General features: G+C 59.5%; 20 protein-coding genes and 1 pseudogene. 11 read left to right on the forward strand and 10 right to left on the reverse strand.

Annotated features, from left to right (window positions below; translation table 11 throughout):
* Nucleotides 1-93: 93 nt before the first annotated feature.
* A complete protein-coding gene (locus tag HDC30_RS23840) occupies nucleotides 94-609 on the reverse strand; it encodes an Hcp family type VI secretion system effector (RefSeq protein ID WP_027613808.1) in 516 nt (171 codons plus the stop codon).
* Between the two features lie 355 nt (nucleotides 610-964).
* A pseudogene (locus HDC30_RS23845) lies at nucleotides 965-1051 on the reverse strand (G/U mismatch-specific DNA glycosylase); the annotation flags it as partial.
* Between the two features lie 87 nt (nucleotides 1052-1138).
* Here HDC30_RS23845 and HDC30_RS23850 point away from each other — a divergent pair.
* A complete protein-coding gene (locus HDC30_RS23850) occupies nucleotides 1139-2083 on the forward strand; it encodes a LysR family transcriptional regulator (RefSeq protein WP_183785335.1) in 945 nt (314 codons plus the stop codon).
* Between the two features lie 45 nt (nucleotides 2084-2128).
* Here the strand turns inward: HDC30_RS23850 and HDC30_RS23855 are convergent, their stop codons facing one another.
* The 3 genes from HDC30_RS23855 to HDC30_RS23865 form a co-directional block, all read right to left on the reverse strand.
* Nucleotides 2129-2380 carry a DUF2790 domain-containing protein gene (locus HDC30_RS23855; RefSeq protein WP_027613803.1) on the reverse strand — a complete coding sequence of 84 codons (252 nt, stop codon included), beginning with the start codon at nucleotides 2378-2380 and terminating at the stop codon, nucleotides 2129-2131.
* A gap of 647 nt (nucleotides 2381-3027) precedes the next feature.
* A complete protein-coding gene (locus HDC30_RS23860; protein ID WP_183785337.1) occupies nucleotides 3028-4296 on the reverse strand; it encodes a DUF1479 domain-containing protein in 1269 nt (422 codons plus the stop codon).
* A 117-nt stretch (nucleotides 4297-4413) separates the two neighbouring features.
* On the reverse strand, nucleotides 4414-5286 hold the full coding sequence (locus HDC30_RS23865) for an AraC family transcriptional regulator (protein ID WP_183785339.1): 873 nt from the start codon (nucleotides 5284-5286) through the stop codon (nucleotides 4414-4416).
* A gap of 458 nt (nucleotides 5287-5744) precedes the next feature.
* Between HDC30_RS23865 and HDC30_RS23870 the strand changes: the two genes are divergently transcribed.
* A complete protein-coding gene (locus HDC30_RS23870; protein WP_183785341.1) occupies nucleotides 5745-6107 on the forward strand; it encodes a DUF6124 family protein in 363 nt (120 codons plus the stop codon).
* 138 nt (nucleotides 6108-6245) lie between these two features.
* Here HDC30_RS23870 and HDC30_RS23875 read toward each other — a convergent pair whose 3' ends face one another.
* Nucleotides 6246-6992, reverse strand: a complete 747-nt coding sequence (locus HDC30_RS23875) for an SDR family oxidoreductase (protein WP_096796887.1) — start codon at nucleotides 6990-6992, stop codon at nucleotides 6246-6248.
* 134 nt (nucleotides 6993-7126) lie between these two features.
* On the opposite strand from HDC30_RS23875, the gene HDC30_RS23880 reads away from it, so the two are divergent.
* Both HDC30_RS23880 and HDC30_RS23885 read left to right on the forward strand, forming a co-directional pair.
* On the forward strand, nucleotides 7127-8014 hold the full coding sequence (locus tag HDC30_RS23880; protein ID WP_183785365.1) for a LysR family transcriptional regulator: 888 nt from the start codon (nucleotides 7127-7129) through the stop codon (nucleotides 8012-8014).
* 157 nt (nucleotides 8015-8171) lie between these two features.
* Nucleotides 8172-9140 carry an AraC family transcriptional regulator gene (locus HDC30_RS23885; protein ID WP_183785343.1) on the forward strand — a complete coding sequence of 323 codons (969 nt, stop codon included), beginning with the start codon at nucleotides 8172-8174 and terminating at the stop codon, nucleotides 9138-9140.
* Between the two features lie 537 nt (nucleotides 9141-9677).
* Here the strand turns inward: HDC30_RS23885 and HDC30_RS23890 are convergent.
* Entirely contained in the window at nucleotides 9678-11597 is a 1920-nt protein-coding gene (locus HDC30_RS23890; RefSeq protein WP_183785345.1) for a tyrosine-protein phosphatase, read from the reverse strand.
* Nucleotides 11598-11917: 320 nt separating this feature from the next.
* Here HDC30_RS23890 and HDC30_RS23895 point away from each other — a divergent pair, with 320 nt between their 5' ends.
* Nucleotides 11918-12394, forward strand: a complete 477-nt coding sequence (locus tag HDC30_RS23895) for a hypothetical protein (protein WP_027613790.1) — start codon at nucleotides 11918-11920, stop codon at nucleotides 12392-12394.
* 65 nt (nucleotides 12395-12459) lie between these two features.
* Entirely contained in the window at nucleotides 12460-12699 is a 240-nt protein-coding gene (locus HDC30_RS23900) for a hypothetical protein (RefSeq protein WP_183785347.1), read from the forward strand.
* A gap of 103 nt (nucleotides 12700-12802) precedes the next feature.
* On the opposite strand, the gene HDC30_RS23905 is transcribed toward HDC30_RS23900, so the two are convergent.
* Entirely contained in the window at nucleotides 12803-13291 is a 489-nt protein-coding gene (locus HDC30_RS23905) for an ATP-binding protein (protein ID WP_183785349.1), read from the reverse strand.
* A gap of 88 nt (nucleotides 13292-13379) precedes the next feature.
* Between HDC30_RS23905 and HDC30_RS23910 the strand changes: the two genes are divergently transcribed.
* Nucleotides 13380-13661: a hypothetical protein gene (locus HDC30_RS23910; RefSeq protein WP_183785351.1), complete on the forward strand. Its 282-nt coding sequence runs from the start codon at nucleotides 13380-13382 to the stop codon at nucleotides 13659-13661.
* A gap of 411 nt (nucleotides 13662-14072) precedes the next feature.
* On the opposite strand, the gene HDC30_RS23915 is transcribed toward HDC30_RS23910, so the two are convergent.
* Nucleotides 14073-16277: an OsmC domain/YcaO domain-containing protein gene (locus HDC30_RS23915; protein ID WP_183785353.1), complete on the reverse strand. Its 2205-nt coding sequence runs from the start codon at nucleotides 16275-16277 to the stop codon at nucleotides 14073-14075.
* Nucleotides 16278-16507: 230 nt separating this feature from the next.
* Here HDC30_RS23915 and proP point away from each other — a divergent pair, with 230 nt between their 5' ends.
* The gene (gene proP, locus HDC30_RS23920) at nucleotides 16508-18010 is read left to right on the forward strand and encodes a glycine betaine/L-proline transporter ProP (RefSeq protein WP_027613786.1); all 1503 of its coding nucleotides are present in this window, start codon (nucleotides 16508-16510) and stop codon (nucleotides 18008-18010) included.
* 49 nt (nucleotides 18011-18059) lie between these two features.
* On the opposite strand, the gene HDC30_RS23925 is transcribed toward proP, so the two are convergent.
* A complete protein-coding gene (locus tag HDC30_RS23925; RefSeq protein WP_098968353.1) occupies nucleotides 18060-18926 on the reverse strand; it encodes a LysR substrate-binding domain-containing protein in 867 nt (288 codons plus the stop codon).
* Nucleotides 18927-19025: 99 nt separating this feature from the next.
* Here HDC30_RS23925 and HDC30_RS23930 point away from each other — a divergent pair, with 99 nt between their 5' ends.
* The 3 genes from HDC30_RS23930 to HDC30_RS23940 are packed head-to-tail and all read left to right on the forward strand — an operon-like array spanning nucleotide 19026 to nucleotide 22229.
* Nucleotides 19026-19958, forward strand: a complete 933-nt coding sequence (locus HDC30_RS23930) for a DMT family transporter (protein ID WP_260319962.1) — start codon at nucleotides 19026-19028, stop codon at nucleotides 19956-19958.
* Between the two features lie 47 nt (nucleotides 19959-20005).
* Nucleotides 20006-21262, forward strand: a complete 1257-nt coding sequence (locus tag HDC30_RS23935) for an MFS transporter (RefSeq protein ID WP_183785355.1) — start codon at nucleotides 20006-20008, stop codon at nucleotides 21260-21262.
* A gap of 37 nt (nucleotides 21263-21299) precedes the next feature.
* Complete coding sequence (locus HDC30_RS23940) at nucleotides 21300-22229, forward strand: alpha/beta hydrolase fold domain-containing protein (protein WP_183785367.1); 930 nt, start codon at nucleotides 21300-21302, stop codon at nucleotides 22227-22229.
* Nucleotides 22230-22344 lie beyond the last annotated feature (115 nt).

Consider the following 22344-nt stretch of genomic DNA (forward strand, 5'->3'; position numbering starts at 1 on the left):
ATTCCATGAAGCGTGGCGCACGCAAAAAATTCTGTAGGTCAAAGCCGCCCCGGCCAGCCGCACTGGCCGGGGCGGTACAACCATCAGTCGCGATTAAACGACTGGAGCACGCCAGTCATCGGAACCCGAAGTACCGGAGACTTCGTGGGTCCAGGTGATTTTGCGGTAGGTGAACTGCACTTCTTCCAGGTGGGTGAAGTGGGCGTTCGACGGGTCCTGGCAGTTGTGCATCTTGTTGTTGATGGCGACGATGATCGCGTCTTCCAGTTTGGTGGTGTAGTAGTGCTCTTGAGTACCTTGAGCAGAAGTGCGGTACCACTGGATAACGATTTCGCTCATGCGCTCGCCGGAAGTCAGCGCCGCTTGCAGCAGAGGCGAAGCCTTGTCGTAGACCTTGGTGATGACCACTGGCTTGTGCACGCGCTGACCGGTTGGCTGACCGGATTGCGGATCACGCGGGATGATCACGTCGTGGGTGAAGGCCTGAACCATGACCTGGTCTTCGTGGCCTTCCTGGAAGGTGTTGCCCACGGAGTCGGCGGTGAACGCGCCGGCAGTGATCAGACCTTGTTTTTCGCCAGTGACGGACATGTACGCTGGTGTTGCCATGGGGATGCTCTCCTTGCTCGAAAATACACAACCGACAGGCACCATTGCCTGCCCGGGTGCCTGCTCAGAGATCAAATTCCGTGCCAGCCATCATCTAGCCATTACGAATCAAGGATTTGCCGGCAATACCTTCGCGTTCCGGCGTTTTAAACTTCGATAAACAGAAAAAAGTGCGCAAGAAGTTGCGCAGTACTGTGCAACTTCTTGCGCACTTGGCTGGAGGGCTTGATTTAGAGAGGCTTGAAGGGAATTCTCGGGTGAAATTGGCGAAGCAACTGCGCAACTTTTTGCGCAGTGGTGGTGTTTAGATTTTCGACGCTGGCGCCACCACCTTCTGCCCCGTCAACGCCGCATACGCCGCCGCGAGCAATCCCGGATTGATTCCGCAGAACACCACCGAAAGCCCCGGCGCCAGAATGTCTTCAAGCCCTTCACCCGCCATGCGCGCGCCCCTCGTTCGCAAACATTTGCAACACCACCCACGGCAAACCCTAGAATGGCCATCCCAGCCACAGAGCCAACCACAACGATGGACGTCATTCAGACCCTGCGCTGCTTCGTCGCCGTGGCCCAGAGCGGCAGCTTCACCGCTGCGGCCAATGTGCTCGACACCACCACGACCAACGTCTCCAAAGCCGTCTCCAGCCTCGAAGCCCGGCTGCACACGCGCTTGATCAACCGCACCACCCGCCGCCTCGCCCTGACCGAAGCCGGCGTGCGTTATTTGCAGCGCGCCGAGAAAATTCTCGATGACCTGCGCGAGGCCGATGACGAAGCCGGCACCGCGCAGACTTTGCCGGTCGGACGTCTGAAGATCCACGCCATGGCCGCCATCGGCAACCACTACGTGATCAACGCGATCGCCCGCTACCGCGAGATTCACCCGACGGTGATGTTCGACCTGACCCTGAGCAATCGCCTGCCCGATCTGCTCGAAGAAAGCTACGACATGTCGATCGTCCTCGCCCGCGACCTACCGGATTCCGGCTTCGTCGCGCAACGCCTGGGCAGTACTTACAGCATCCTCTGCGCCTCGCCGGCGTACCTGGCCAAACGCGGCCACCCCGCCACACCCGCCGATCTCGCCGCGCACGACTGCCTGCGCATCGTCAACACGGTGATGCCCGCAGAAAACTGGGTGTTCGAAGGGCCACAAGGCATGGAAACGCAGAATATCCCCGACTCACCCTTCCACATCAACACCGCCGACGGCATGGCCACGGCGATCAAAAATGGCATGGGCATCGGCATTCAGCCGCTGGCATCAGCTGTCGAAGGATTGGTCGGAGGCACGCTGGTGCGGGTACTGCCGCAGTACCGCCTGGAGGAATACAACCTGTTCGCGATCTACCCGTCGCGCAAATTCGTCGACGCCAAAATCAAGACCTGGGTGGAGTTCCTGAAAACCGCCATCCCGCAACTGCTGGCATCCGATGAAGACATGGCCGGCGCCAAGGAACTTGCCAACGCTTAGTGCCGCAGACCCGGAGTGTCGACCCTCCAGCGCCGGCATCGACCATCAACCGTTGGAACAACCGCTACCCATCACCTGGTATTGCACGACATGCCGTGCACCGGTCGAGTCGTCATAAGTCATCTGCACCGGCACCGCGCCGCACTGATTGGCCGCTTCGGAGATCGACACTACGTGGGCGATGTCTGCTTGGGCGGCGGCGTTGTAGGCCTCGACTTGCGCGGTCTCGTCAGCTGCAAACGCTTGCGCGCCGATACCACCGAAGACCAGAAGAAGAGCGATTTTTGCAAGTTTCATGATGTTCACCGTCTCGTGGGGAACCGTGTTTGTTCACGGAGTGGAGACGATGTTAGGGGTTCAAGCGCACGGCAAAAATCGGTCGGCTGGACAAACACTGTGTCCAGAATGGTGATGAATAAATCCACACACCGTGGATGCCCCTTCGCGAGCAGGCTCACTCCTACAGGTTTTGCGCCGACCACACCATTCCAGAACACCGCAAAACCATTGTGGGAGCGGGCTTGCTCGCGAAAACGCCAGCCCAGTCAGCGAAAAACCCAAGTCTGCCGCCAGTTCAAAAACCGCCTAGCCATGGCCGTTTTCAACCACCAACAGGCAAACCACTCATATCAGGCCGTTATCACCCCCACATTGGGGCTACAAGCGCCCGCGCATTTGCCTACAAATTTTGCGGAAGTGGCTGGCTTGTAGGCTTTCCGAAGCAGTTCTATCTTTCTCCTCGCATTGCCGTCGACCAATCTGCGCCCATCCCGCCCAAGGCAGTAAGCCGTCCTAAACATTCAGGATGTGCCAAACCCTTGGGCGTTTCGCTGTCCGAAAGGCGCCCCGCTCAATCAGACAAAACAAAAAACGGTGGTGAGAGGATTTAGCGAAACATCGCAGCGTCCCGATGGGCCGCGACCTGCCCCAAACCCCAAACTCACCTACTCCAGCCCAAGCCCCGCACGCCCCAGCGAATTCAGACGCTCCACAGGAAAACGCTCCACCCACGAGCGCTCATAATCCTCACGCGGAAAATCATCCGGCGAAGCGCCCTGCTCGAATGCCCTGAACACATCCCGCGCATAACGCAGATTCTTCGGACACATCGGCGCCGCCGGCACGTACATCACGTTGCCCCAGCCCTGCTGATTCTCCACCGGCGCGACGCCATGGATCACATCGCAATGCCACCACACCGAATCACCGGCCTGCACATCCGGAATCGCACTCAGCCCCTCCACCAACAACGGATGCCATTGCGCCGACACCGGCAGCACCTTGCCCGGCGCCCCCCCACACAACTCGTCTTCGGGCACGTCATCAAGTAGCGGCCGCAGCAGCAGGTAGGCCATCGCCTTGGGGATCGGCACGGTGTGCAGCACGCCTTGATCGGCCTGCATGTCCGACAGCGCAGTCCAGCCCTGAAACGTGCGAAACGCCGAGCACTTGACCGTGTCCTTGTAGGCGTATTCATCCACCTCGGTACGAAACGCCGCATCCCACGGGTCGTAGGCCGCGAAGTCGTTGCTGTAGATGTTGTCGAAGACTTTCAGATACGCCGGATGCAGCCAGCGCTCCAGCGCCCCGGAATCGGTGTGCGGGCCAAGGCCTTTCGAGTGTGTGCCCGGCGGACGTCGGCGCACCCGATCCGGATACAGCGCATTAATATCCGGGTTGAACCAGTCCTGGCCGTGCGAATGAGTCTTCCACAATCGATTGAGAAACGCCTGCGCCGTGCCCATCCGCTCATGCTGGCGCAGCTGCATTTGCGCCGCCGACCAGTAGATCGGAAAAATTTCCGGCCGCGACGCCTCAAGATTGCCGAAAAACTGGTCAATCGGCCCGCGATACAGCGCATCGAATCGATTCTTGTCGAGGTAATCCAGCAAGCCCTGGTCCCACTGCAGCACCTGCTCGCGGGGGAAGTGATTGCGGATCACCACGCAGCCGCGACGCTTGATCAACGCCAACTGCTCGGCAGTCACTGTGCCGCCGGCGATGTCAGCGAACTCCAGCACCGGCCAGGCCGACCCGGTCTGCCCCTCCTGCACTTTGATCGACGCAATTTCGCCGGCAATAAACTCACTGACCTCGGCGAACAGCCCCTGTACATCGCCGATCTGCGCGCGCAAGGTGCGTTTCATTTTGACGATGCTGTCGCGGTAGTTCTCCGGAAGCGTTGCGCTCTCGAATGCCTGGTATTTGCTCATCGGGGGACCTGCAGACCTTATTGTTGGTGCAGGTATGGGACCACTTCCGAGGGTGGCGGCGGCAGCCTGATTTGCCGCGTCGAGTAATACGATTGTGGCGTTGTAGCGGCGCGCCGCTTACTGAAAGTGATGACCGTGCTGACGCCGAAACTCCGAAGGCGTCAGCCCCTTCAACGCCTTGAACTGCCGATTGAACAGCGCCAGCGACGAGTACCCTACCTCTTCGGCAATCAGCGAAACCGTCGTATTCCCCTGCATCAACAACGCACAGGCGTGTCCGACTCTTAGCCGTACGATGTAGTCCAACGCCGTGCAGCGCGTATGCCGACGGAACATTCGATGAAACGCCGACACGCTGACGCACGCCATCTCGGCCAACGCCGGAATGCTGATGGCTTCGGCGTAGTGTCCATGCACGTAATCCAGAACCCGATGGATGCGCGGGTCTTCAACAATCTGAGTGCCAGCCTGCAAGTCCGGCGCCGACAGGATTCGCCAGGCATCGACGTCCCGCCTCAGTTTGCTCAACACCGTCAGCAATGCGATCAAACGCTCGGACGGCTCTTGCTCGACCATCGCCTCGATCAGCGGCCGAATCTCCCGCGACGCTGCCTCGCTGAAACTCAATGCCTGCCGCGCCGCCGCGAGCAATTGCCGAACCGATCCCATTTCCGGAAACAACGTCACCAGCGACTCCGCCCACGCCGCCGAAAACCAGATCACCAACGCCACATGCGGTTGCCCGGCATCGACCCGCTCCGCCGACGACCAGCTATGTGGCACATTCGGTCCGACCAGAATCAGATCGCCGTCATCGTAAGGCTCGACATCATTACCGATGTAGCGATGGCCACGACTGTTCAAGGTCAGCGTCAGCTCGTACTCGGGATGGTGATGCCATTCGAACGGAATCGCCTCCGGCAAACGCCGGTTCAGCAGTGTCCACGAGGCAGTGGCTTCGGTGGGGATTTTTTCGAAACTGGGTTTCATGGTGATCGATTCTGCTCTTTGGCGTGGGTGGCGCGCCACGATCGTATCACCGCGATCGAAATGCTCAAGCCGCGCATCGGTCAGTTTCTCGCTCGTGTTTAAGGTTTTGCCAGAGCCGTTTAAAGACACCCAGTGTTACGTCATCCCAGGCTACAACGCCTTGCGCCATTGCCTACGACTACGCCAGAATCCGCCGGCTTGTGCGCCCGGAGTGCGGGTTCTATCGTGGGTCGGTCGCTGAAAAGCAGCGATCGGGTTTGGTAGCCCGGCACTTCCAGGTCGCATAGCTCCCCTTATGCAGAGGTCGATTTCTCGTCCCTGTTTTATGGTGGTCATGCGTAGGGCGTCCTAGGGCGCGCCGGGCTCCTGGGCCGGTCTACCAACCTGTGCATGGCCGCCACCCTTCGTTTGGTAGCGAAGCGTGATGGCTCCTTAATCGCTTTCCCAGGAGTTTCATCATGTTCAAAGTCACACCGAACCCACCCGAAACCGAAACGGTCTCCCCCTACGAATCCCCCGATTCCCGAAAACTTAGCGAAGCCGCCGAACGCGCCCTCGACCACTACCTCAACCCCGTCAGCCAAATCATGGCCACGCCCTACACACCCAACGCCATGTTTCTAGCCAACCCAAAAATCGCCACCGAGGAATTGCTGGCGAACGCCAGTGAATCACTGGGTTCGGCGACGGTGATGTTGGGGGATGTCGCGGCGCTGGTTGAGGGGCCGATTCGCAAGACGCTGCTGGGCATTGCGCAGGTGGTGATGCTCGGGGAGTTGGCGGTGAATCAGGCGTTGGATAATGTTGTGCCGATGCAGTAACTCGTAAGGCCTCTGTGGCCGCTAGCTAGCCTGGTGCCACGGAGGGTATTGCCTAATGGACATCAACACTGTCATTTCGACAACTCCCGCTTCCGGGCAGGAAGCGGGATGTACAGACTCGAAGACGCGCCTATTTCGTTAAAGCGCGCGACCACCATCAACAATAATTTCCGTTCCCACCGTCCAGCGAGACTCGTCCGACGCGAGGTACAGCACCGCCTTGGCTACTTCTTCAGGCGTGCCAAAACGGCCAAATGGGATAGTCGCGACAATCTCCTTATTGACCTGCTCGCGGTAGGCATCGGGTATACCCGCCTTGTCGTACAGCGGCGTGTCGATCGGACCAGGGCTGACCGCATTGACTCGAACACCACGCGGTAGAAGCTCGCCAGAGAGCGTTTTCGACATATTCAGGAAGGCAGCCTTGGTTGCGGCGTAAACGGATGAGTTCGCGGCGCCCAGATGTGCACTGATCGAGGTGTTAAGAACCACCGACGCAGGATTAGAGAAAGTCGGCAGCAGTGCTTGCAGAAGGAAGTAAGGGCCTTTGACATTGATGTCGAAGGAGCGATCAAACATCTCCTCGTTCCAGTCTTCGATTGGCCTCCAGACGGATACGCCAGCATTGAGGAAGGCAACGTCCAACTGCCCGTAATGAGACTGAACGGCCTGCGCCAGCTCCTTCTGGGCTGCGACGCTAGCTGAGTCGGCGCGCAACACCAGGACTTCGCTACCTAAAATTGCTTGAGCATTTGCCATGGACTCAGGATTGACACCGGTGACGATCACACGTGCGCCTTCGGCGAGAAATTGCTTCGCGGTCTCTAGACCGATGCCGCTTGTACCGCCAGTGATCAGGGTACGCTTGCCTTGTAAACGGGACATCTGAATTTCCTCTCTTTTTGGGCCGCCAAATGGACGACTGGCCCTCTGAGAGCAACTATGTATTCATGCCAGTGCACTGATAAGATGGGCAAATAGAATAGATCTCATGCGAAATCAGCATGAATTGGGGTGTGATGGACCGGTTGTTACTGATGAGCTGTTTTGTGCGCGCTGTCGAGACAGGCAGTTTTTCTGCTGCGGGGCGTGATCTGGGACTAGGGCAGCCGAGCGTCAGTCGTTACGTCGCTGCGCTTGAAGACCATTTGCAAACCAGGCTGCTTCACCGATCCACACGAAAGCTGATGCTCACGCCCGAGGGTGAACGGTACTACGCAGATGCGCGGCGTATCCTGGACTCAGTGGAACAGTCCGAGTCCTCACTGAGAGGAAACGTAGCGCCGTCCGGGTTGCTGCGCGTCGCTTGCCCGACCGCATTGGCTCACACCTTCATCGTACCGCACGTCGCGAGTTTTCTAAGCCGCTACCCCGAACTGTCGCTCGATCTTCAAATCAATGATCGCTACGTCAATTTGGTCGACGAGGGGGTAGAACTCGCGATTCGTATCGGTCACCTGGAGGACAGTGCAATGCGAGCCCGGCCACTGGCTTGGTTCGAGCGTGTGTGCGTTGCCAGCCGTGCGTATTTGGAAAAACGTGGCACTCCCTCTTCGCCTGATGACCTGAAGAAACACGACTGCCTCATTTATACCCTTCTATCCACTGGAACCAACTGGCGGTTCAGGGATACGGATGTCCCGATCTCCGGACGACTGCGTGTCAACTCGCCTGAGGCGATCCGTGAGTACGTCAATGCAGGGTTGGGCATCGCGCAGGGGCCGCAATGGCTTTATGAGGAAGGGCTGAGAAGTGGCAATCTTCAATTGCTGCTTAACGAATACGTGGCGCCCCCCGTCCCGATCCAAATTGTCTACCTGGCTAATCGGCTGCTGCCTCAGCGAGCCATCGTTTTCATGGATTTCATGGCGGATGTTTTTGCTGAATTCCATGAGCGCCCTGAATAGTTTTTTAGACCACGGCCAAGTTGCGAACGAAGCAGCATCAGCATGCGGCCCCTCCCTCGACTCAATTCCCGTCACAGACCTGTCACCCCAAGCTGCTAACCTCCCCTGCGACTAGCAATCCCCCTATCCAAGAGCCCCAACCAAAGGTGCCCTCAAGGTGTCCCCAAACCCCCGCCAAAAAATCATCCTCCGCTCCGAAAACCTCCACTCCGAAGACTTCGGCGCCCTCTTCTCCCGGCTCTTCGGCAATCGCTACGCCGACACCCCGCCGATCCCCTCCAACATCATTATCGGCGGCGTTTACGGCAGACACGATGGCGTCAGTTTCCGTCGCATGCATTACCACGGCGATTTCACCGTGACCTTTCCCGACCCGCAGGACGAGATCACGTTCGTAATTCCCACGGCGGGCAAGATTGTGTTCAACCACCGCACCGAGTCCGTCGGTGTGGCCCAGGTGGGGTTGGCGATTGATAAGGCGGATATCCGCTCGATGCGGTTTCTTGACGATCACGCGCAGCACGGGATTTCGGTGAATCGGGGGCAACTGACGGAGCGGTTGGCGGCGTTGTTGGGGCGGCCGATTGTGCAGAAGATTGTGTTTGAGCCGGTGGTGGATCTGCACACGTCGGCGTTCCGGGGGATCAAGGCGTTGATTGATCTGGCGACGGGGACGGAGTTTGATCTGTTGCTCAACAGCGGCACGCTGATGCCGTCGCGGTTGCGTGAGATGTTGATTGATGCGGTGCTGGAGGCGTGGCCGCACAATTTTACCGAGGCGTTGCGCCAGCCGGCACCGAGGGTGGCGCCGCGGCATGTGAAGTTGGCGATGGAGTTTATTCAGGCGCATCCGGAGCAACTGGTGAGTGGCGTGGAGTTGGCGCGGTTGAGCAATGTCAGTCAGCGCGCATTGCAGGAGGGGTTTCGACGGTTTGTCGGGATGTCGATTGTGGCGTATCAGCGGCAGGTGCGGCTGGAGCGGGCTTTCGAGGCGCTGAGGCAACGGCATTCGGCGTCGGTGACGGAGGTGGCTTTGCGCTTTGGCTTCAGTAATGTCGGGCGGTTTTGTCAGTATTTTCAACAGGCGTATGGGGTGAGTCCGGCGCAGTTGAGGGGGCGGGGTTGATTGGTTTATCGGCGGGGATGCTGGTGGGTCAGTTGATGGTGATGTTGGCTGACATGGCGCCTTCGCGAGCAAGCCCGCTCCCACAGGGTTAATTGGTGGACTCAAGATCGGCGGCTGGTCGGTGCCATGGGGTTATGTGGCGGACTCAGGATTGACGGCTGGCGGGGATCCAAATGTGGGAGCGGGCTTGCTCGCGAATGCGCTGGATCAGTTGATGGTGATGTTGGCTGTCATGACGCCTTCGCGAGCAAGCTCGCTCCCACAGGGTTAGTTGGTGGACTCAAGATTGCGGCTGGTCGGTGCCATGGGGTTATGTGCTGGGCTCAGGGTTGGCGGCTGGCCTGAATGTGGGAGCGGGCTTGCTCGCGAATGCGGCGGGTCAAGCGAGGTGATGGTGACTGACACGGCCTCCTCGCGAGCAAGCCCGCTCCCACAGATTTTTGCGGTGACTCAGGGTTGGCCGTTCCCTGCTCCACCATATTTTGCTGGTGCTTTGTCATTGGTGGTCGTCCTTGACCTTGCGCGGTTGTCCCTGCTTCAGAACGCGTAACTGGCCTTCAGACTGCCACTGAAACCGTGGCTGTCACCGCCTCCGCTGGCACCGACTTCTGCGCCGACGCTGACCGCGCCGAGGCTGGCCATCAGGTTGACGCCGCCGCTGAACTGGTCGCGGTTGTCGAAGGCGGCGCGTTGTTCGATGTCGAGGCCCAGCAGGTGGCCCTGGCTGTTAACGTCGTTGTTGCCCAGGGTGCGTTCGTAGCCGACTTGTACGCCCGGCACCAGTTGCCAGGCGCCCATCGCCACCGGGGCAAATGCAACGTTGAGGTTGGCGACGGCGCTGCGGCGGGTGGCGGTGTTGTCGTCGATGTCGAGTGCCAGTTCGCTGCCCTTCTCTTGGAAGCCTTTGAGGTCGAGGTGGCTTACGCGCAAGCCGAGGCTGGGTTCGAGGATCATGCCGTTGACCGGTGCGCGGTAACCCAGCGCCAACGTCGCGCCGGTGAGGTTGCCGTGAGTGTCGCCCTTGGCCGCGCCGAGGCCGCCACCGAGTTCGCGTTTGCTCTCGTAATCGACGTAGCCTGCGCTGGCGTTGGCGTCGACGAACAGCCCGCGTTCCAGGCTGGTGAAGCCGTAGCGCGCACCGAGGTTAAAGAAGGTGAAATCTGTATCGGCCTCGCCGCCCGCGCCGCCGACGGTGCCTTTGCTGTAGCCGAAGCCGCCGCGTGCGCTGAGTTGTTCGGAGAAACGTTGGGTGATGCCGATCATCAGGCCCTGGCTGTGTTCGTTGCTGCTTTCGGCGTGGGACGAGCCGTCGGTGCCGAGGTAACCAGCCAGCGCGGTGGTCCACAAACGGTATTGGCCGACTTTCAGATCGGAGCCACTGGCATAGGGCGCGGCGGCTTGCTCGATCATTGCATTCTGGCGCAGCAGGTAGCTGGCGGCGTCGGCGTGAACCTGGCCGCCGACCTGGGACTCGACACCGTCGAGGGTGCCGGCATCAATCGCCGATTGCAGGTAGTAGTTGTAGGCGCTGTAGGTGCCGGACAGGCTGGTGTTCTGCAAATCGCGGAGCAATTCGGCACCGGCAGCGGCGTTGCCGATCAACCCCGCCTGACCCGGCAGGCTGTTGTACTCGACCAGTTTGCCGCGCAACACGTAGATGGTTTCCTGCGACAGGCCGAGGCCTTGTTTGAGGTAGTTGTCCATGCTGCCGTATTCGGCGGTGACCTCATCCAGACCGGCCTGGAGGTAACTGGCCTGCACGCCGAGCAGCGGCGCGTAGACCGAGGCCATGCTTGGCGGCATCGCTTTAAGAGTCGCGGCGACGCGGGCGGCGGTGTAGTCGTTGGTAGCGAGGTAGTTGGCCATGATGGTCGCATTGTCGACCCCGGCGATGCTCTGCAACACAGCGGCGGTCCAGCCGGTGCGGTCCTTGCCGGCGGTGCAATGGAACAATTGTGCGCCGTCGGTGGTAGCCAGTTCGTTGAACAGCTTGCCGAATTGACCGCGCATCCCGGCGTCGCTGACGAAGGCGCGGTTGGTCTGCTCCATCATGGCGATAGCGTCGGCGGCGCTTTTGAACGACACGCTGGTGATGTTCGCGCCCGAGGTGGTGCTGCCGATGATGTCGATGTTCTGGTAGGTGGCGCCGCTCAGCATCGTGTCGGGCGTGCCGGCGATTTCGCTCGGGGTACGCAGGTCGTAGACGGCTTTGATGCCGAGGCTGTTGAGGGTCGCCAGATCCGCCGCCGATGGCGTGATCGCGTTGGAGCGGTAAAACACACCGCCGCGCATGGTGCCGTCGTGGGCCGTGGAATACCCGGTGGTCAGGCCGGCGACATCACGGAAGTTGTCGATGCTCTGCAGACGCGGCGTGTCGAGCGCGACGGATTCGGCAGCATGGGCAGCGGCGATGGACAGGCTCAGAACGGACAGCGAACACACAAGACGTTGAAACACAGTGCAGCCTCATTGGAATTAGCGTTGGGCTGGCTACTATCTGCAATCAATTGATACCGAATATGACAGAACGACTGCGCAAGGAAATGGTTGCGCGATCGGGCCGTGGGCTGCGTTTTTTGTCCGTATCTGCCAGAGAGCCACTGTAGGAGTGAGCCTGCTCGCGATAGCGGTGTGTCAGACAACGCAAATGTCAGCGATATACCGCTATCGCGAGCAGGCTCACTCCTACAGGGTTCGGTGATGAATGTGGAGTTTTCGGTTGAAGGCGATTCCGTCCATAATCCCTCCCCCAAATGGACTGACACAGGAAATGTGAAATGGACACCACTCAATGGCTCGGTTTGTTCGAGCGCGCCTTTCAAGGCATGGAGAAGAATCTTGAGCAAGTGCTGCAACTCAACAGTTGCCGCGAGCATTGGATTCAAGCCCAGATCAGTCTGCAAGCCTGGTTCGAAGATGAGATCGAGATCTGGACGGATCTGCCGATAGGCGACCGACGCAAAGCGGACCTGTACTCATTGGACGACAACGGCGCGCCGAGGATGGTCGCCGAAATCAAATGCCTGGGCGATGTCTCGCAGGCCAAGTGCCTGGAAGGCGATTGGTCAGTGCGGGCCGATGTTGATCGGTTGCGCTCTTTCGAATGCCCCACCCGCCTGTTCGTCCTGGTCATCGCCAAAGGCGAACGCGAAACCAATACCGGACGTCGCCTTCGCGAAGATGAGTGGGTGGATGGCCGGACATGCGTCACTGTGGATCTGCAATTTGCCCTGGTTCGGATGTGGGCGTTGTAGGTCAAGTTCTTCATCCACTTCTGCACGCGACGTGGGCCGACATCGCGGCTCGCTCGGGAGCGCCGTTGCTCAACATCGAAGTGATTTGCTCGGATCGACGTGAGCATCGTCGCCGGGTTGAGCATCGGCAATCAGACATCACGGGGCTGACTCCACCGAGTTGGTTTTCTGTTGAGAATCACGAATATGAGGCCTGGACGCAGCCGATTCTGTGTCTCGACACAGCGAATGTCAGCGTGGATCAGGCGGTGGATATCATTGTGGGAGCTAGCCTGCTGGCGATTGGGGCGGGCCTGCCAAAGTGATGGCCACTAACACGGCCCCATCGCTGGCAAGCCAGCTCCCACAGGGGTTATGTGGTGGACTCAGGATTGACCACCGCCCGCGTTCATTGCGGAGCTAGCCCTGCTAACGATTGCGGTGCATGACGATCTCCAGCTCCTCGCCCGACTCCGGCACCTGAAAGTAGCTGGAGATCAAATCAAACTCTGCATCCGACGCCGCAAACTCATGTTCGGCCAGCGCATTGCGTACATGTAGCCGGGCGCGGCAAGTATCGTCATCCACCGCGAGATAGTGCAGGCAATGCGGCACTTTTGCAGTATCCGCCAGCCCTCGCAGCCACTGCCGATCCGCCACGGTATTGGCCGGAAAATCCAGCACCACACTCACCCCCGCGCTAAGCACATCGATCACCAACGGCCCCAGCACGCCGCGAATCTGCCGCGCACATCGAAGGTAATCCGCCACGGATTTGATCTGCTCCGGATACAGCCGCGACAGCCACTGATCCTCACTGAGCACCAGCGCGCGGTGCTCCTCAGCCAGTAATTGGGCCAGTGTCGATTTGCCCGAGGCGATCTTGCCGCACATCAGGTGTAGTGTGGGTGCACGCATTGGGGACGCTTCCTTATGTCGATTGCTGGATAATGCCCAACGCCTGTCGGCGAGGCAATTGAGGCGCATGACCCAACGAGGAACCCAGATGACCACAATCACCGCACGCCAATGCTCGTCCTGGGTGCTATTTACCCTGCTCACCACTGCCATGGCGCTGACGGCCGGCTGTTCGAGCAAGCGCTACGCCACCAACGGCTCGAACTGCTACGCCAAAGCCGTGCCCACTTCCGGCGAAGGGGGTCTGGCCTGGGGCGATACCTTGAGCATGGCGCGCAAAAAGTCGATGAATAACTGCATGCGTTATGCGAGCCGCTCCGGAGGCACGCCGAACACCTGCCAGGTGGTGCAGGCGCAGTGCAAGCGCTGACGGCACCGATAATGATGTTGGCTGAAACTGCCCTATCGCTGGCAAGCCAGCTCCCACAGGGTTATTGGGTGGACTCAGGATTGGCGGCTCCCACATGGGGTTGTGCAGTGGACTCAGAATTAGCGGCGGGTTGCCGCAGGTTTTGCGGCGGAGACGGGATTGGCGTCCAGTGTGCCGTCCTGAACCATGCGGTTCATGGCGTTGGCGCTCAAGTACACAGCAGTATTCGTGAGAGTCATTTTGCCGACTCCATGTCCCCACAATACTTATTTGTGGTGAGGGGATTTATCCCCGATGGACTGCGTAGCAGGCCCGCTTCTTTATTGGTTGAAGAAGCCGGGCCCGCTTCACGCGCCATCGGGGATGAATCCCCTCACTACAGGTTTACTCAGCAGAAGTGACCGTCTGCTATTAGCGCTTCAACGCCGCCGCATTAGCCCGCGCGGTGTGCAGCTTTTTATAACTGTCGATCAGACGCAGGTGACGATCCAGCCCTTCGAGTTTCATGCTGGTCGGTGTCAGACCATAGAAACGCACACTGCCGTTGACCGAACCAATCGCCGCGTCCATGCGCTCGTCGCCGAACATACGGCGGAAGTTGGCCTCGTAATCGGCCAGTTCCAGATCCTCGTCCAGTTCCATTTCCAGGCACACGTTCACCGCCTGGTAGAACAAGCCGCGTTCGACGGTGTTGTCGTTGTATTGCAGGAAGGCTTCGACCAGATCCTTGGCCTGTTCGAATTTCTGCAGGGCGAGGTAGATCAGCAGGCGCAGTTCCAGAATCGTTAGTTTGCCCCACGGCGTGTTGTCGTCGAACTCGATGCCGATCAGCGTGGTGATGTCGGTGTAATCATCCAGCTCGCTGTTTTCCAGGCCTTGAGCAAGGTTGCGCAGACCGACCTTGCTCAGGCTGTGCAGGTTGAGGATGTCGGCGCGAAATTGCAGGGCCTTGTTGGTGTTGTCCCAGATCAGGTCGTCCACCGGGTAGATTTCCGAGTAGTCCGGCACCAGGATCCGGCAAGCGTTGGCGCCGAGGTCGTCGTAGACCGCCATGTAGGCTTCTTTGCCCATGTCTTCAAGGATGCCGAACAGGGTTGCGGCTTCTTCGGCGTTGGAGTTTTCGCCTTGACCTGAGAAGTCCCATTCGACGAATTCAAAGTCAGACTTGGCGCTGAAGAAGCGCCACGACACCACCCCGCTGGAGTCGATAAAGTGCTCGACGAAGTTGTTCGGTTCGGTCACTGCCTGGCCCGAGAAAGTCGGCTGCGGCAGATCGTTCAAGCCTTCGAAACTGCGGCCCTGCAGCAGTTCGGTCAGGCTGCGTTCCAGCGCCACTTCCAGGCTTGGGTGCGCGCCGAACGAGGCGAACACGCCGCCAGTGCGCGGGTTCATCAGGGTCACGCACATCACCGGGAATTCACCGCCCAGCGACGCGTCCTTGACCAGCACCGGGAAGCCCTGCTCTTCCAGGCCTTTGATCCCGGCGAGAATGCTTGGGTACTTCTCCAGCACTTCCTGCGGCACGTCGGGCAAAGCCATCTCGCCTTCGAGAATTTCGCGTTTGACCGCGCGCTCGAAGATCTCCGACAGACATTGCACCTGGGCTTCAGCCAAAGTGTTGCCGGCGCTCATGCCGTTGCTCAGGAACAGGTTTTCGATCAGGTTGGACGGGAAGTACACCACCTCGCCATCCGACTGGCGCACGAACGGCAGCGAGCAGATGCCGCGCTGGGTGTTGCCGGAGTTGGTGTCGAACAGGTGCGAGCCTTTGAGCTCGCCGTCGCGGTTGTAAATGTCCAGGCAGTATGGGTCGAGAATCTCTGGCGGCAGCTCGTCTTTCGGGCCGGGTTTGAACCAGCGCTCGTTCGGGTAATGCACGAACTCGGCGGTGGCGATGTCCTCGCCCCAGAACTGGTCGTTGTAGAAGAAGTTGCAATTCAGGCGCTCAATGAACTCGCCCAGTGCCGAGGCCAGCGCACCCTCTTTGGTGGCGCCTTTGCCGTTGGTGAAGCACATTGGCGAGTGCGCATCGCGAATGTGCAGCGACCAGACGTTAGGCACGATGTTGCGCCACGAGGCGATTTCGATCTTCATCCCCAGATCGGCAAGAATCCCCGACATGTTGGCGATGGTCTGCTCCAGCGGCAGATCCTTACCGGCAATGTAGGTGCCCGCTTCAGAGGTCGAATGCGGCATCAGCAAGGCCTGCGCATCGGCGTCGAGGTTCTCGACTTCCTCGATCACAAACTCGGGACCGGTCTGCACAACCTTCTTCACCGTGCAGCGATCAATCGAACGCAGGATGCCCAGACGATCCTTTTCGGAAATGTCCGCCGGCAGTTCGACCTGGATCTTGAAGATCTGGTTGTAGCGGTTTTCCGGATCGACGATGTTGTTCTGCGACAGGCGAATATTCTCGGTCGGGATATTGCGCGTTTCGCAGTACAGCTTCACGAAGTAAGCCGCGCACAAGGCCGACGACGCCAGGAAGTAGTCGAACGGCCCCGGTGCCGAGCCATCGCCCTTGTAGCGAATGGGCTGATCGGCGATCACCGTGAAGTCGTCGAACTTGGCTTCAAGTCGAAGGTTGTCGAGAAAGTTGACCTTGATTTCCATACGGGTTTACCAGAGAGCAAAAACGAATTGGCGGCCATTATCCGGGTTTTCAGCCTGACGTCTTGTGCTTTTGCGTAATCGCCGCCGGGTGGGCTCTGCTGCGTCTTGGCGGGTGCGAACGACAAAAATGCCCTGAGCAGTGAATTTTTTCGTGTCTTCTTGTATCTGACGGAAAGAACCCATGCCAGCAAAACAATGGCATCGAATCCGTTCAGCTATGAGTGACCCGCATGAAATCAAGGAAAAACAAGGTCAATCCCATCGGATTGAAAGACATCACGATTGTCGACGACGCCAAGATGCGCAAGGCGATCACCGCCGCCGCACTGGGCAACGCCATGGAATGGTTCGACTTCGGGGTGTACGGCTTCGTCGCCTATGCACTGGGAAAGATCTTCTTCCCCGGCGCCGATCCTGGCGTACAGATGATTGCAGCGCTGGCGACCTTCTCGGTGCCGTTCCTGATCCGTCCGTTGGGCGGCCTGTTCTTCGGTGCGCTGGGTGACAAGTACGGGCGGCAGAAAGTGCTGGCCGCGACCATCGTGATCATGTCGCTGAGTACCTTCGCCATCGGCCTGATACCGTCGTATGAGTCGATCGGCATCTGGGCGCCGATACTGCTGTTGCTGGCGAAAATGGCTCAGGGCTTCTCGGTCGGCGGTGAGTACACCGGCGCCTCGATCTTCGTCGCCGAATATGCGCCCGACCGCAAGCGCGGTTTCCTTGGCAGTTGGCTGGACTTCGGCTCGATTGCCGGTTTCGTCCTCGGCGCCGGTGTGGTGGTGCTGATCTCGACGATCATCGGCGAAGAGAAATTCCTCGAATGGGGCTGGCGTCTGCCGTTCTTCCTCGCCCTGCCGCTGGGCATGATCGGCCTCTATCTGCGGCATGCGCTGGAAGAGACGCCGGCGTTTCAACAGCACGTCGAGAAACTCGAAGAAGGCGACCGTGAAGGTCTGGCGGGCGGGCCGAAGGTCTCGTTCAAGGAAGTCGCGACCAAACACTGGCGCAGTCTGATGACCTGCATTGGCGTGGTAGCGGTGACCAACGTCACCTATTACATGCTGCTGACCTACATGCCGAGCTACCTGTCGCACAACCTGCACTACAGCGAAAACCGTGGCGTGTTGATCATCATCGCGATCATGGTCGGCATGCTGTTCGTGCAGCCGGCGATCGGTTTTATCAGCGATAAAATTGGCCGCAAACCCTTCATTGTGGTCGGCAGCATCGGCCTGTTCCTGCTGGCGATTCCGGCGTTCATGCTGATCAACAGCGGCAAGATCGGCCTGATCTTCTCCGGCCTGCTGATCCTCGCGGTACTACTCAACTTCTTCATCGGCGTCATGGCTTCGACCCTGCCGGCGATGTTCCCCACACACATCCGCTACAGCGCGCTGGCCGCCGCGTTCAACGTCTCGGTGCTGATTGCCGGCCTGACCCCGACTGCCGTGGCCTGGCTGGTGGAAAGCACCAATAACCTGTACATGCCGGCCTACTACCTGATGGTGATTGCCGTGGTCGGCCTGATCACCGGCGTGACCATGAAAGAGACCGCCAACAAACCGCTGCGCGGTGCCGCGCCGGCGGCGTCGGACCTTGAGGAAGCGAAGGAACTGCTCAAGGAACACCACGACAACATCGAGCAGAAAATCGAAGACATCGACGCCGAAATCGCCGAACTGGAAGCCAAGCGCAAGGAGTTGGTGCAGCAGCATCCGCGGATCAACTGATGTAATGACTGACGGCGGCCCTGACCGGAGGCCGCCGTCGCTCAACGCGTCACAACACGAAGCCGTCACCGATCAAGCGCACCAGAACCTCCCCCGCCTCACTCAATTCACCCGGTGCCTGCATCAGGCGCAACTCGTGCAGCGGCAACTCGGGTAATCCCTCCTCACTGCTCAACACGCGCATGCCGGGTCGCACTTGCGCACGATCAACAATGCCCACCGCCAATCCGGCCTCGATGGCTGTTTCCAGCGCGCTGGCACCGGCGCTGACAATCACTGCGCGCCACCGGCGTCCCTGCTCGCTCAATGCATCCACGGCAACGCTGCGATAGGGACAACCCTTGCCGTGCAAGGCCAGCGGTACCGGCCGGGTGAGATCCTGCGTGTAATTGTGCGCGGCGACCCACACTGGCTGGGTCAGGCCCAGCATCCTTACGCAACGCGTCGATGGCGGCGCGTCTGCGACGACCACCAGCAACGCCAGATCCAGTTGCCCGCGTTCCAGACGCGCACTCAACCGACCGCTGGCACCTGTTTCGACTTCCAGCTCGATGTGCGGAAAATCTGCCGACAGGTGCGGCAACGTACAGCCCAGGACCGCGCCGGCGTATTCCTCGGAAATCCCCAGGCGAACTCGCCCGCTGGCCAGCGGTGTGCTGAAACTCGCCAGCAATTGATCGTGGTGGCGTAGCAAATCGGCGCTCTGCAGGGCGAAGCGTCGACCCAGTGGCGTGAGGTTGACCGTCTGGTTATCGCGCTCCAGCAAGCGCCCGCCCGCCAGCGCTTCCAGACGCCGCACATGCAGGCTGACCGCTGACGGGCTCTTGTTGAGGAAACTCGCGGCGGCGAGAAATTGCCCGAAGCGCACGATTGCCTGAAAGGTGCGCAACAGTTCGATATCAAGGGCTTCGGCCATGCTTGAGAATTCCTGCATCAGTGGTGCGGATCGTATCGTTTGAATGCATCAGTGCTTGATTCATATCATCGAACTCATTCCTCTGTCAGGTGCCATGCGATGAACGTCATGCCTGTTCGTTTTTTACTGCTGATGGCAATGGTGGTCAGCTGGAGTTCCGGGTTCATTGGCTATCGCTACGTCGCCGATCAGGGCAGCGTATACCTGGCCTCGTTGTGGCGTTTTGTATTGGCGGCATTGTTGTTGCTGCCGTTCGCCTGGGCAGGCTTGCGTGGTTTGCACGGAAAAGACATGTGGCATCAGGCACTGCTTGGGCTGTTCGCGATGGGTGGCTACATCGGACCGATTGCCGCCTCGATTCAACTTGGCGTCACGCCGGGCACTGCGTCGCTGTTTGCCAATCTGTTGCCACTGACAATTGTGCTGCTGGCCGGCAGCGTTCCGGGGCAGCGCACACGTGGCTGGCAATGGTTGGGTTTGGCGCTGTGCGTGATCGGTATGCTGCTGGCCAGCGCTGCGAGTGTCGAGTGGGCCCGTGCGGGGTTGTGGGCCTACAGCTTGCCGTTACTGGCGGTATTGTCGCTGGCGGCGGCCACCTTGTTTGAGAAAGCCCGGCCGGGCATTGCAATACCGGCGACCACGGCGCTGTTCATTCAGGTATGCGCGGTGATTCCTGTGTTCGCGCTGCTGGCAGGTCTTGAGGGTGAATTGCGCCCGCCGATCAGTGCAGACTTCGTCAGTGGCGTGCTGTGGCTGGTGATCTTCTCGACTTTTGGCGGCTACGGATTTTATAGGCTGTGCCTTCAGCGTTTCAGCATGCAGCGCATCAGTGGCGCGCTGTTTCTGACGCCACCGGTGACACTGTTGTGGGCGTGGATGCAGTTCGGCGATCCGCTGAGTGCCGGCGCGCTACTCGGTATCGGTCTGACCCTGATCGGGTTGCCATTGCTGGGGGGAGCGCCGAGCGAAAAAGTATGTGCCGTCGGCATTCGCCAGGAAACTAAATCCGCTGGCGACAAGTCACTGACTTAGCGGAGGTTGAGGCATTTCGCCGAACCTCGTTTATTGAAGATGCCAGCGTGGTCACTCATACCGATCGTCGCAACAACCTCTCGCTGGACAGCCTGAATTTCTTCCTCGCCGATGTGCGCGATGGTCTCGGGCCGTATCTGGCCATTTACCTGCTGGCCGTTCATCACTGGGAGCCGGCCAGCATCGGGCTGGTGATGACCCTCGCTGGCATTGCCGCCCTTGTCACCCAGACGCCCGCCGGTGCCCTGGTCGACAACACACGCAGTAAACGAGCAGTGATCGCGATTGCCGCGTTATTGGTGACCGGCAGTTGCGTGGTATTGCCCTTCGTGACGTCCTTCAGTCTGGTAGCGATCACCCAAGCGCTGAGCGCCGCCGCGGCATCGGTGTTCGCTCCGGCCATTTCGGCGATCACCCTGGGCATCACCGGGCCGCGCGCGTTCACCCGACGCACCGGACGCAACGAGACCTTCAACCATGCCGGCAACGCCTGCGCGGCGCTGCTGGCCGGTGGATTCGCATACCTGTTCGGGCCGGTGGCGGTGTTCTATCTGATGGCGGTCATGGCGCTGTGCAGTGTAATCGCCGTGAGCTTCGTCGATGCCAATGCGATCAACCATGATCTGGCCCGGGGACTTGACCCCAGCGACGCCACTCACGCCAAGGCGCCTTCGGGATTGGCGGTGCTGCTGACCAACAAGGCGCTGCTGATGTTCGCCATCTGCTGCGCCCTCTTCCACTTGGCCAATGCGGCGATGTTGCCACTGGTGAGCCAGAAACTGGCGCAGGTCAACTTGCAGATGGCGACGCCACTGACCTCGGCCTGTATCGTTGCCGCACAACTGGTCATGGTGCCGGTCGCCTTGCTGGTCGGGGCCAAAGCCGATGTTTGGGGACGCAAGCCGCTGCTACTCGCAGGCTTCCTGATTCTGCCGCTGCGTGGCGTGCTTTATACGTTATCCGCCGACCCTTACTGGTTGGTAGCGGTGCAGATGCTCGACGGCGTCGGCGCGGGGATCTTCGGTGCGCTGTTCCCGGTGGTAGTGAAAGACCTGACGCTGGGCACTGGACACTTCAACATCAGCCTAGGCGCTCTCTCGACGGTGTTTGGTCTGGGCGCAGCATTGAGTGCCAGCGTGGCGGGCATTGTGCTGCAGGAGGCCGGTTACAACGCGGCATTTCTGACCCTGGCGGTGATTGCCGGAGTGGCGTTTGTGCTGTTGTGGCTGGCGGTGCCTGAGACATTGCCGCAGGAGGGGAATATTGAGCCGGCGCTGCAATCTAAGGAGGAAAGATTTGGCTAAGAATGTGCTTGAGTTCAGCGATAGTGATCTGGCGCAGATGCAACGCTTCAATCGCAAGCTCGCCTGGCTGCCGCGTTTTCGCATCCGCAATCGGCTGACGCCGCGTTTGATCCAGGCATTGCTGCGTGCCAGTCAGATTGTCAGCGCGGATAAAACGCTCAAGCATGATCTTCATGCGCAGAACATTGTGGCGTATTCGCAAGGTGTGTCAGTGCCTGTCCGAATCATCCGCCCGCAGGGAAAGGCTCAAGGTGTGGTGCTGGATTACCACGGTGGCGGCTGGGTGATCGGCAATGCACGGATGAACGACGACCTTAATATCGGCATGGTCAAGGCATGCAACGTGGCGGTGGTATCGGTCGACTATCGGTTGGCAGTCAATACGCCAGTTGAGGATCTCATGCAGGATTGTCTGTGCGCTGCACGCTGGCTGTTGAGCGATGATTGCACGGAGTTCGTCGGCCTGCCGGTAATCGTTGTAGGCGAATCGGCAGGCGCGCATCTGGCAGCTGCCACCCTGTTAGCGCTCAAAGCATCATCCGATCTGCTGCAGCGGGTCAGCGGCGCCCTGCTCTATTACGGCGTTTACGATCTCGCCGGCACCCCAAGCGTGCACGCAGCACCTGCTGAAACGCTGGTACTCGACGGCCCGGGAATGGTCGAGGCGCTACGCTTGTTGACTCCAGGATTGAGCGATAATGAACGCCGGCAGGCGCCACTGTCTCCGCTGTACGGCGACTTGAGCGGATTGCCACCGGCGTTGATGTTCACCGGTGAACTGGATCCGCTGCGCGATGACACGCTGGAACTGGCTGAGCGCTGGCAACGATCAGCACCGGTTGAAATCCATCTACTGCCCTCGTCCGCCCATGGCTTTATCCATTTTCCGACCACCATGGCTAGTCGTGTTTTGGCCTACAGTCGGGCTTGGATTTCGCGTCAGATCAGGGCAAAAACAAGCAGTTAGGGCTTGTATTGGCAGGAAAACACTTTCCTGCGGGCAAAACAAAACCCCAACTGCTTTCGCAATTGGGGTTTCGGAATTTAATCTTGACGATGACCTACTCTCACATGGGGAAACC

Source organism: Pseudomonas sp. JAI115 (assembly GCF_014200835.1).
Lineage (GTDB): Bacteria > Pseudomonadota > Gammaproteobacteria > Pseudomonadales > Pseudomonadaceae > Aquipseudomonas > Aquipseudomonas putida_A.

What these genes read in the sequence shown, in the direction of transcription:
- HDC30_RS23855 (WP_027613803.1), bottom strand. Translation starts at nt 2,380, where the DNA reads ATGAAACTTGCAAAAATCGCTCTTCTTCTGGTCTTCGGTGGTATCGGC.
- HDC30_RS23850 (WP_183785335.1), top strand. Translation starts at nt 1,139, where the DNA reads ATGGACGTCATTCAGACCCTGCGCTGCTTCGTCGCCGTGGCCCAGAGC.
- HDC30_RS23915 (WP_183785353.1), bottom strand. Translation starts at nt 16,277, where the DNA reads ATGGAAATCAAGGTCAACTTTCTCGACAACCTTCGACTTGAAGCCAAG.
- HDC30_RS23910 (WP_183785351.1), top strand. Translation starts at nt 13,380, where the DNA reads ATGACCACAATCACCGCACGCCAATGCTCGTCCTGGGTGCTATTTACC.
- HDC30_RS23870 (WP_183785341.1), top strand. Translation starts at nt 5,745, where the DNA reads ATGTTCAAAGTCACACCGAACCCACCCGAAACCGAAACGGTCTCCCCC.
- HDC30_RS23865 (WP_183785339.1), bottom strand. Translation starts at nt 5,286, where the DNA reads ATGAAACCCAGTTTCGAAAAAATCCCCACCGAAGCCACTGCCTCGTGG.
- proP (WP_027613786.1), top strand. Translation starts at nt 16,508, where the DNA reads ATGAAATCAAGGAAAAACAAGGTCAATCCCATCGGATTGAAAGACATC.
- HDC30_RS23880 (WP_183785365.1), top strand. Translation starts at nt 7,127, where the DNA reads ATGGACCGGTTGTTACTGATGAGCTGTTTTGTGCGCGCTGTCGAGACA.
- HDC30_RS23930 (WP_260319962.1), top strand. Translation starts at nt 19,026, where the DNA reads ATGAACGTCATGCCTGTTCGTTTTTTACTGCTGATGGCAATGGTGGTC.
- HDC30_RS23925 (WP_098968353.1), bottom strand. Translation starts at nt 18,926, where the DNA reads ATGGCCGAAGCCCTTGATATCGAACTGTTGCGCACCTTTCAGGCAATC.
- HDC30_RS23905 (WP_183785349.1), bottom strand. Translation starts at nt 13,291, where the DNA reads ATGCGTGCACCCACACTACACCTGATGTGCGGCAAGATCGCCTCGGGC.
- HDC30_RS23875 (WP_096796887.1), bottom strand. Translation starts at nt 6,992, where the DNA reads ATGTCCCGTTTACAAGGCAAGCGTACCCTGATCACTGGCGGTACAAGC.
- HDC30_RS23940 (WP_183785367.1), top strand. Translation starts at nt 21,300, where the DNA reads ATGCAACGCTTCAATCGCAAGCTCGCCTGGCTGCCGCGTTTTCGCATC.
- HDC30_RS23840 (WP_027613808.1), bottom strand. Translation starts at nt 609, where the DNA reads ATGGCAACACCAGCGTACATGTCCGTCACTGGCGAAAAACAAGGTCTG.
- HDC30_RS23895 (WP_027613790.1), top strand. Translation starts at nt 11,918, where the DNA reads ATGGACACCACTCAATGGCTCGGTTTGTTCGAGCGCGCCTTTCAAGGC.
- HDC30_RS23860 (WP_183785337.1), bottom strand. Translation starts at nt 4,296, where the DNA reads ATGAGCAAATACCAGGCATTCGAGAGCGCAACGCTTCCGGAGAACTAC.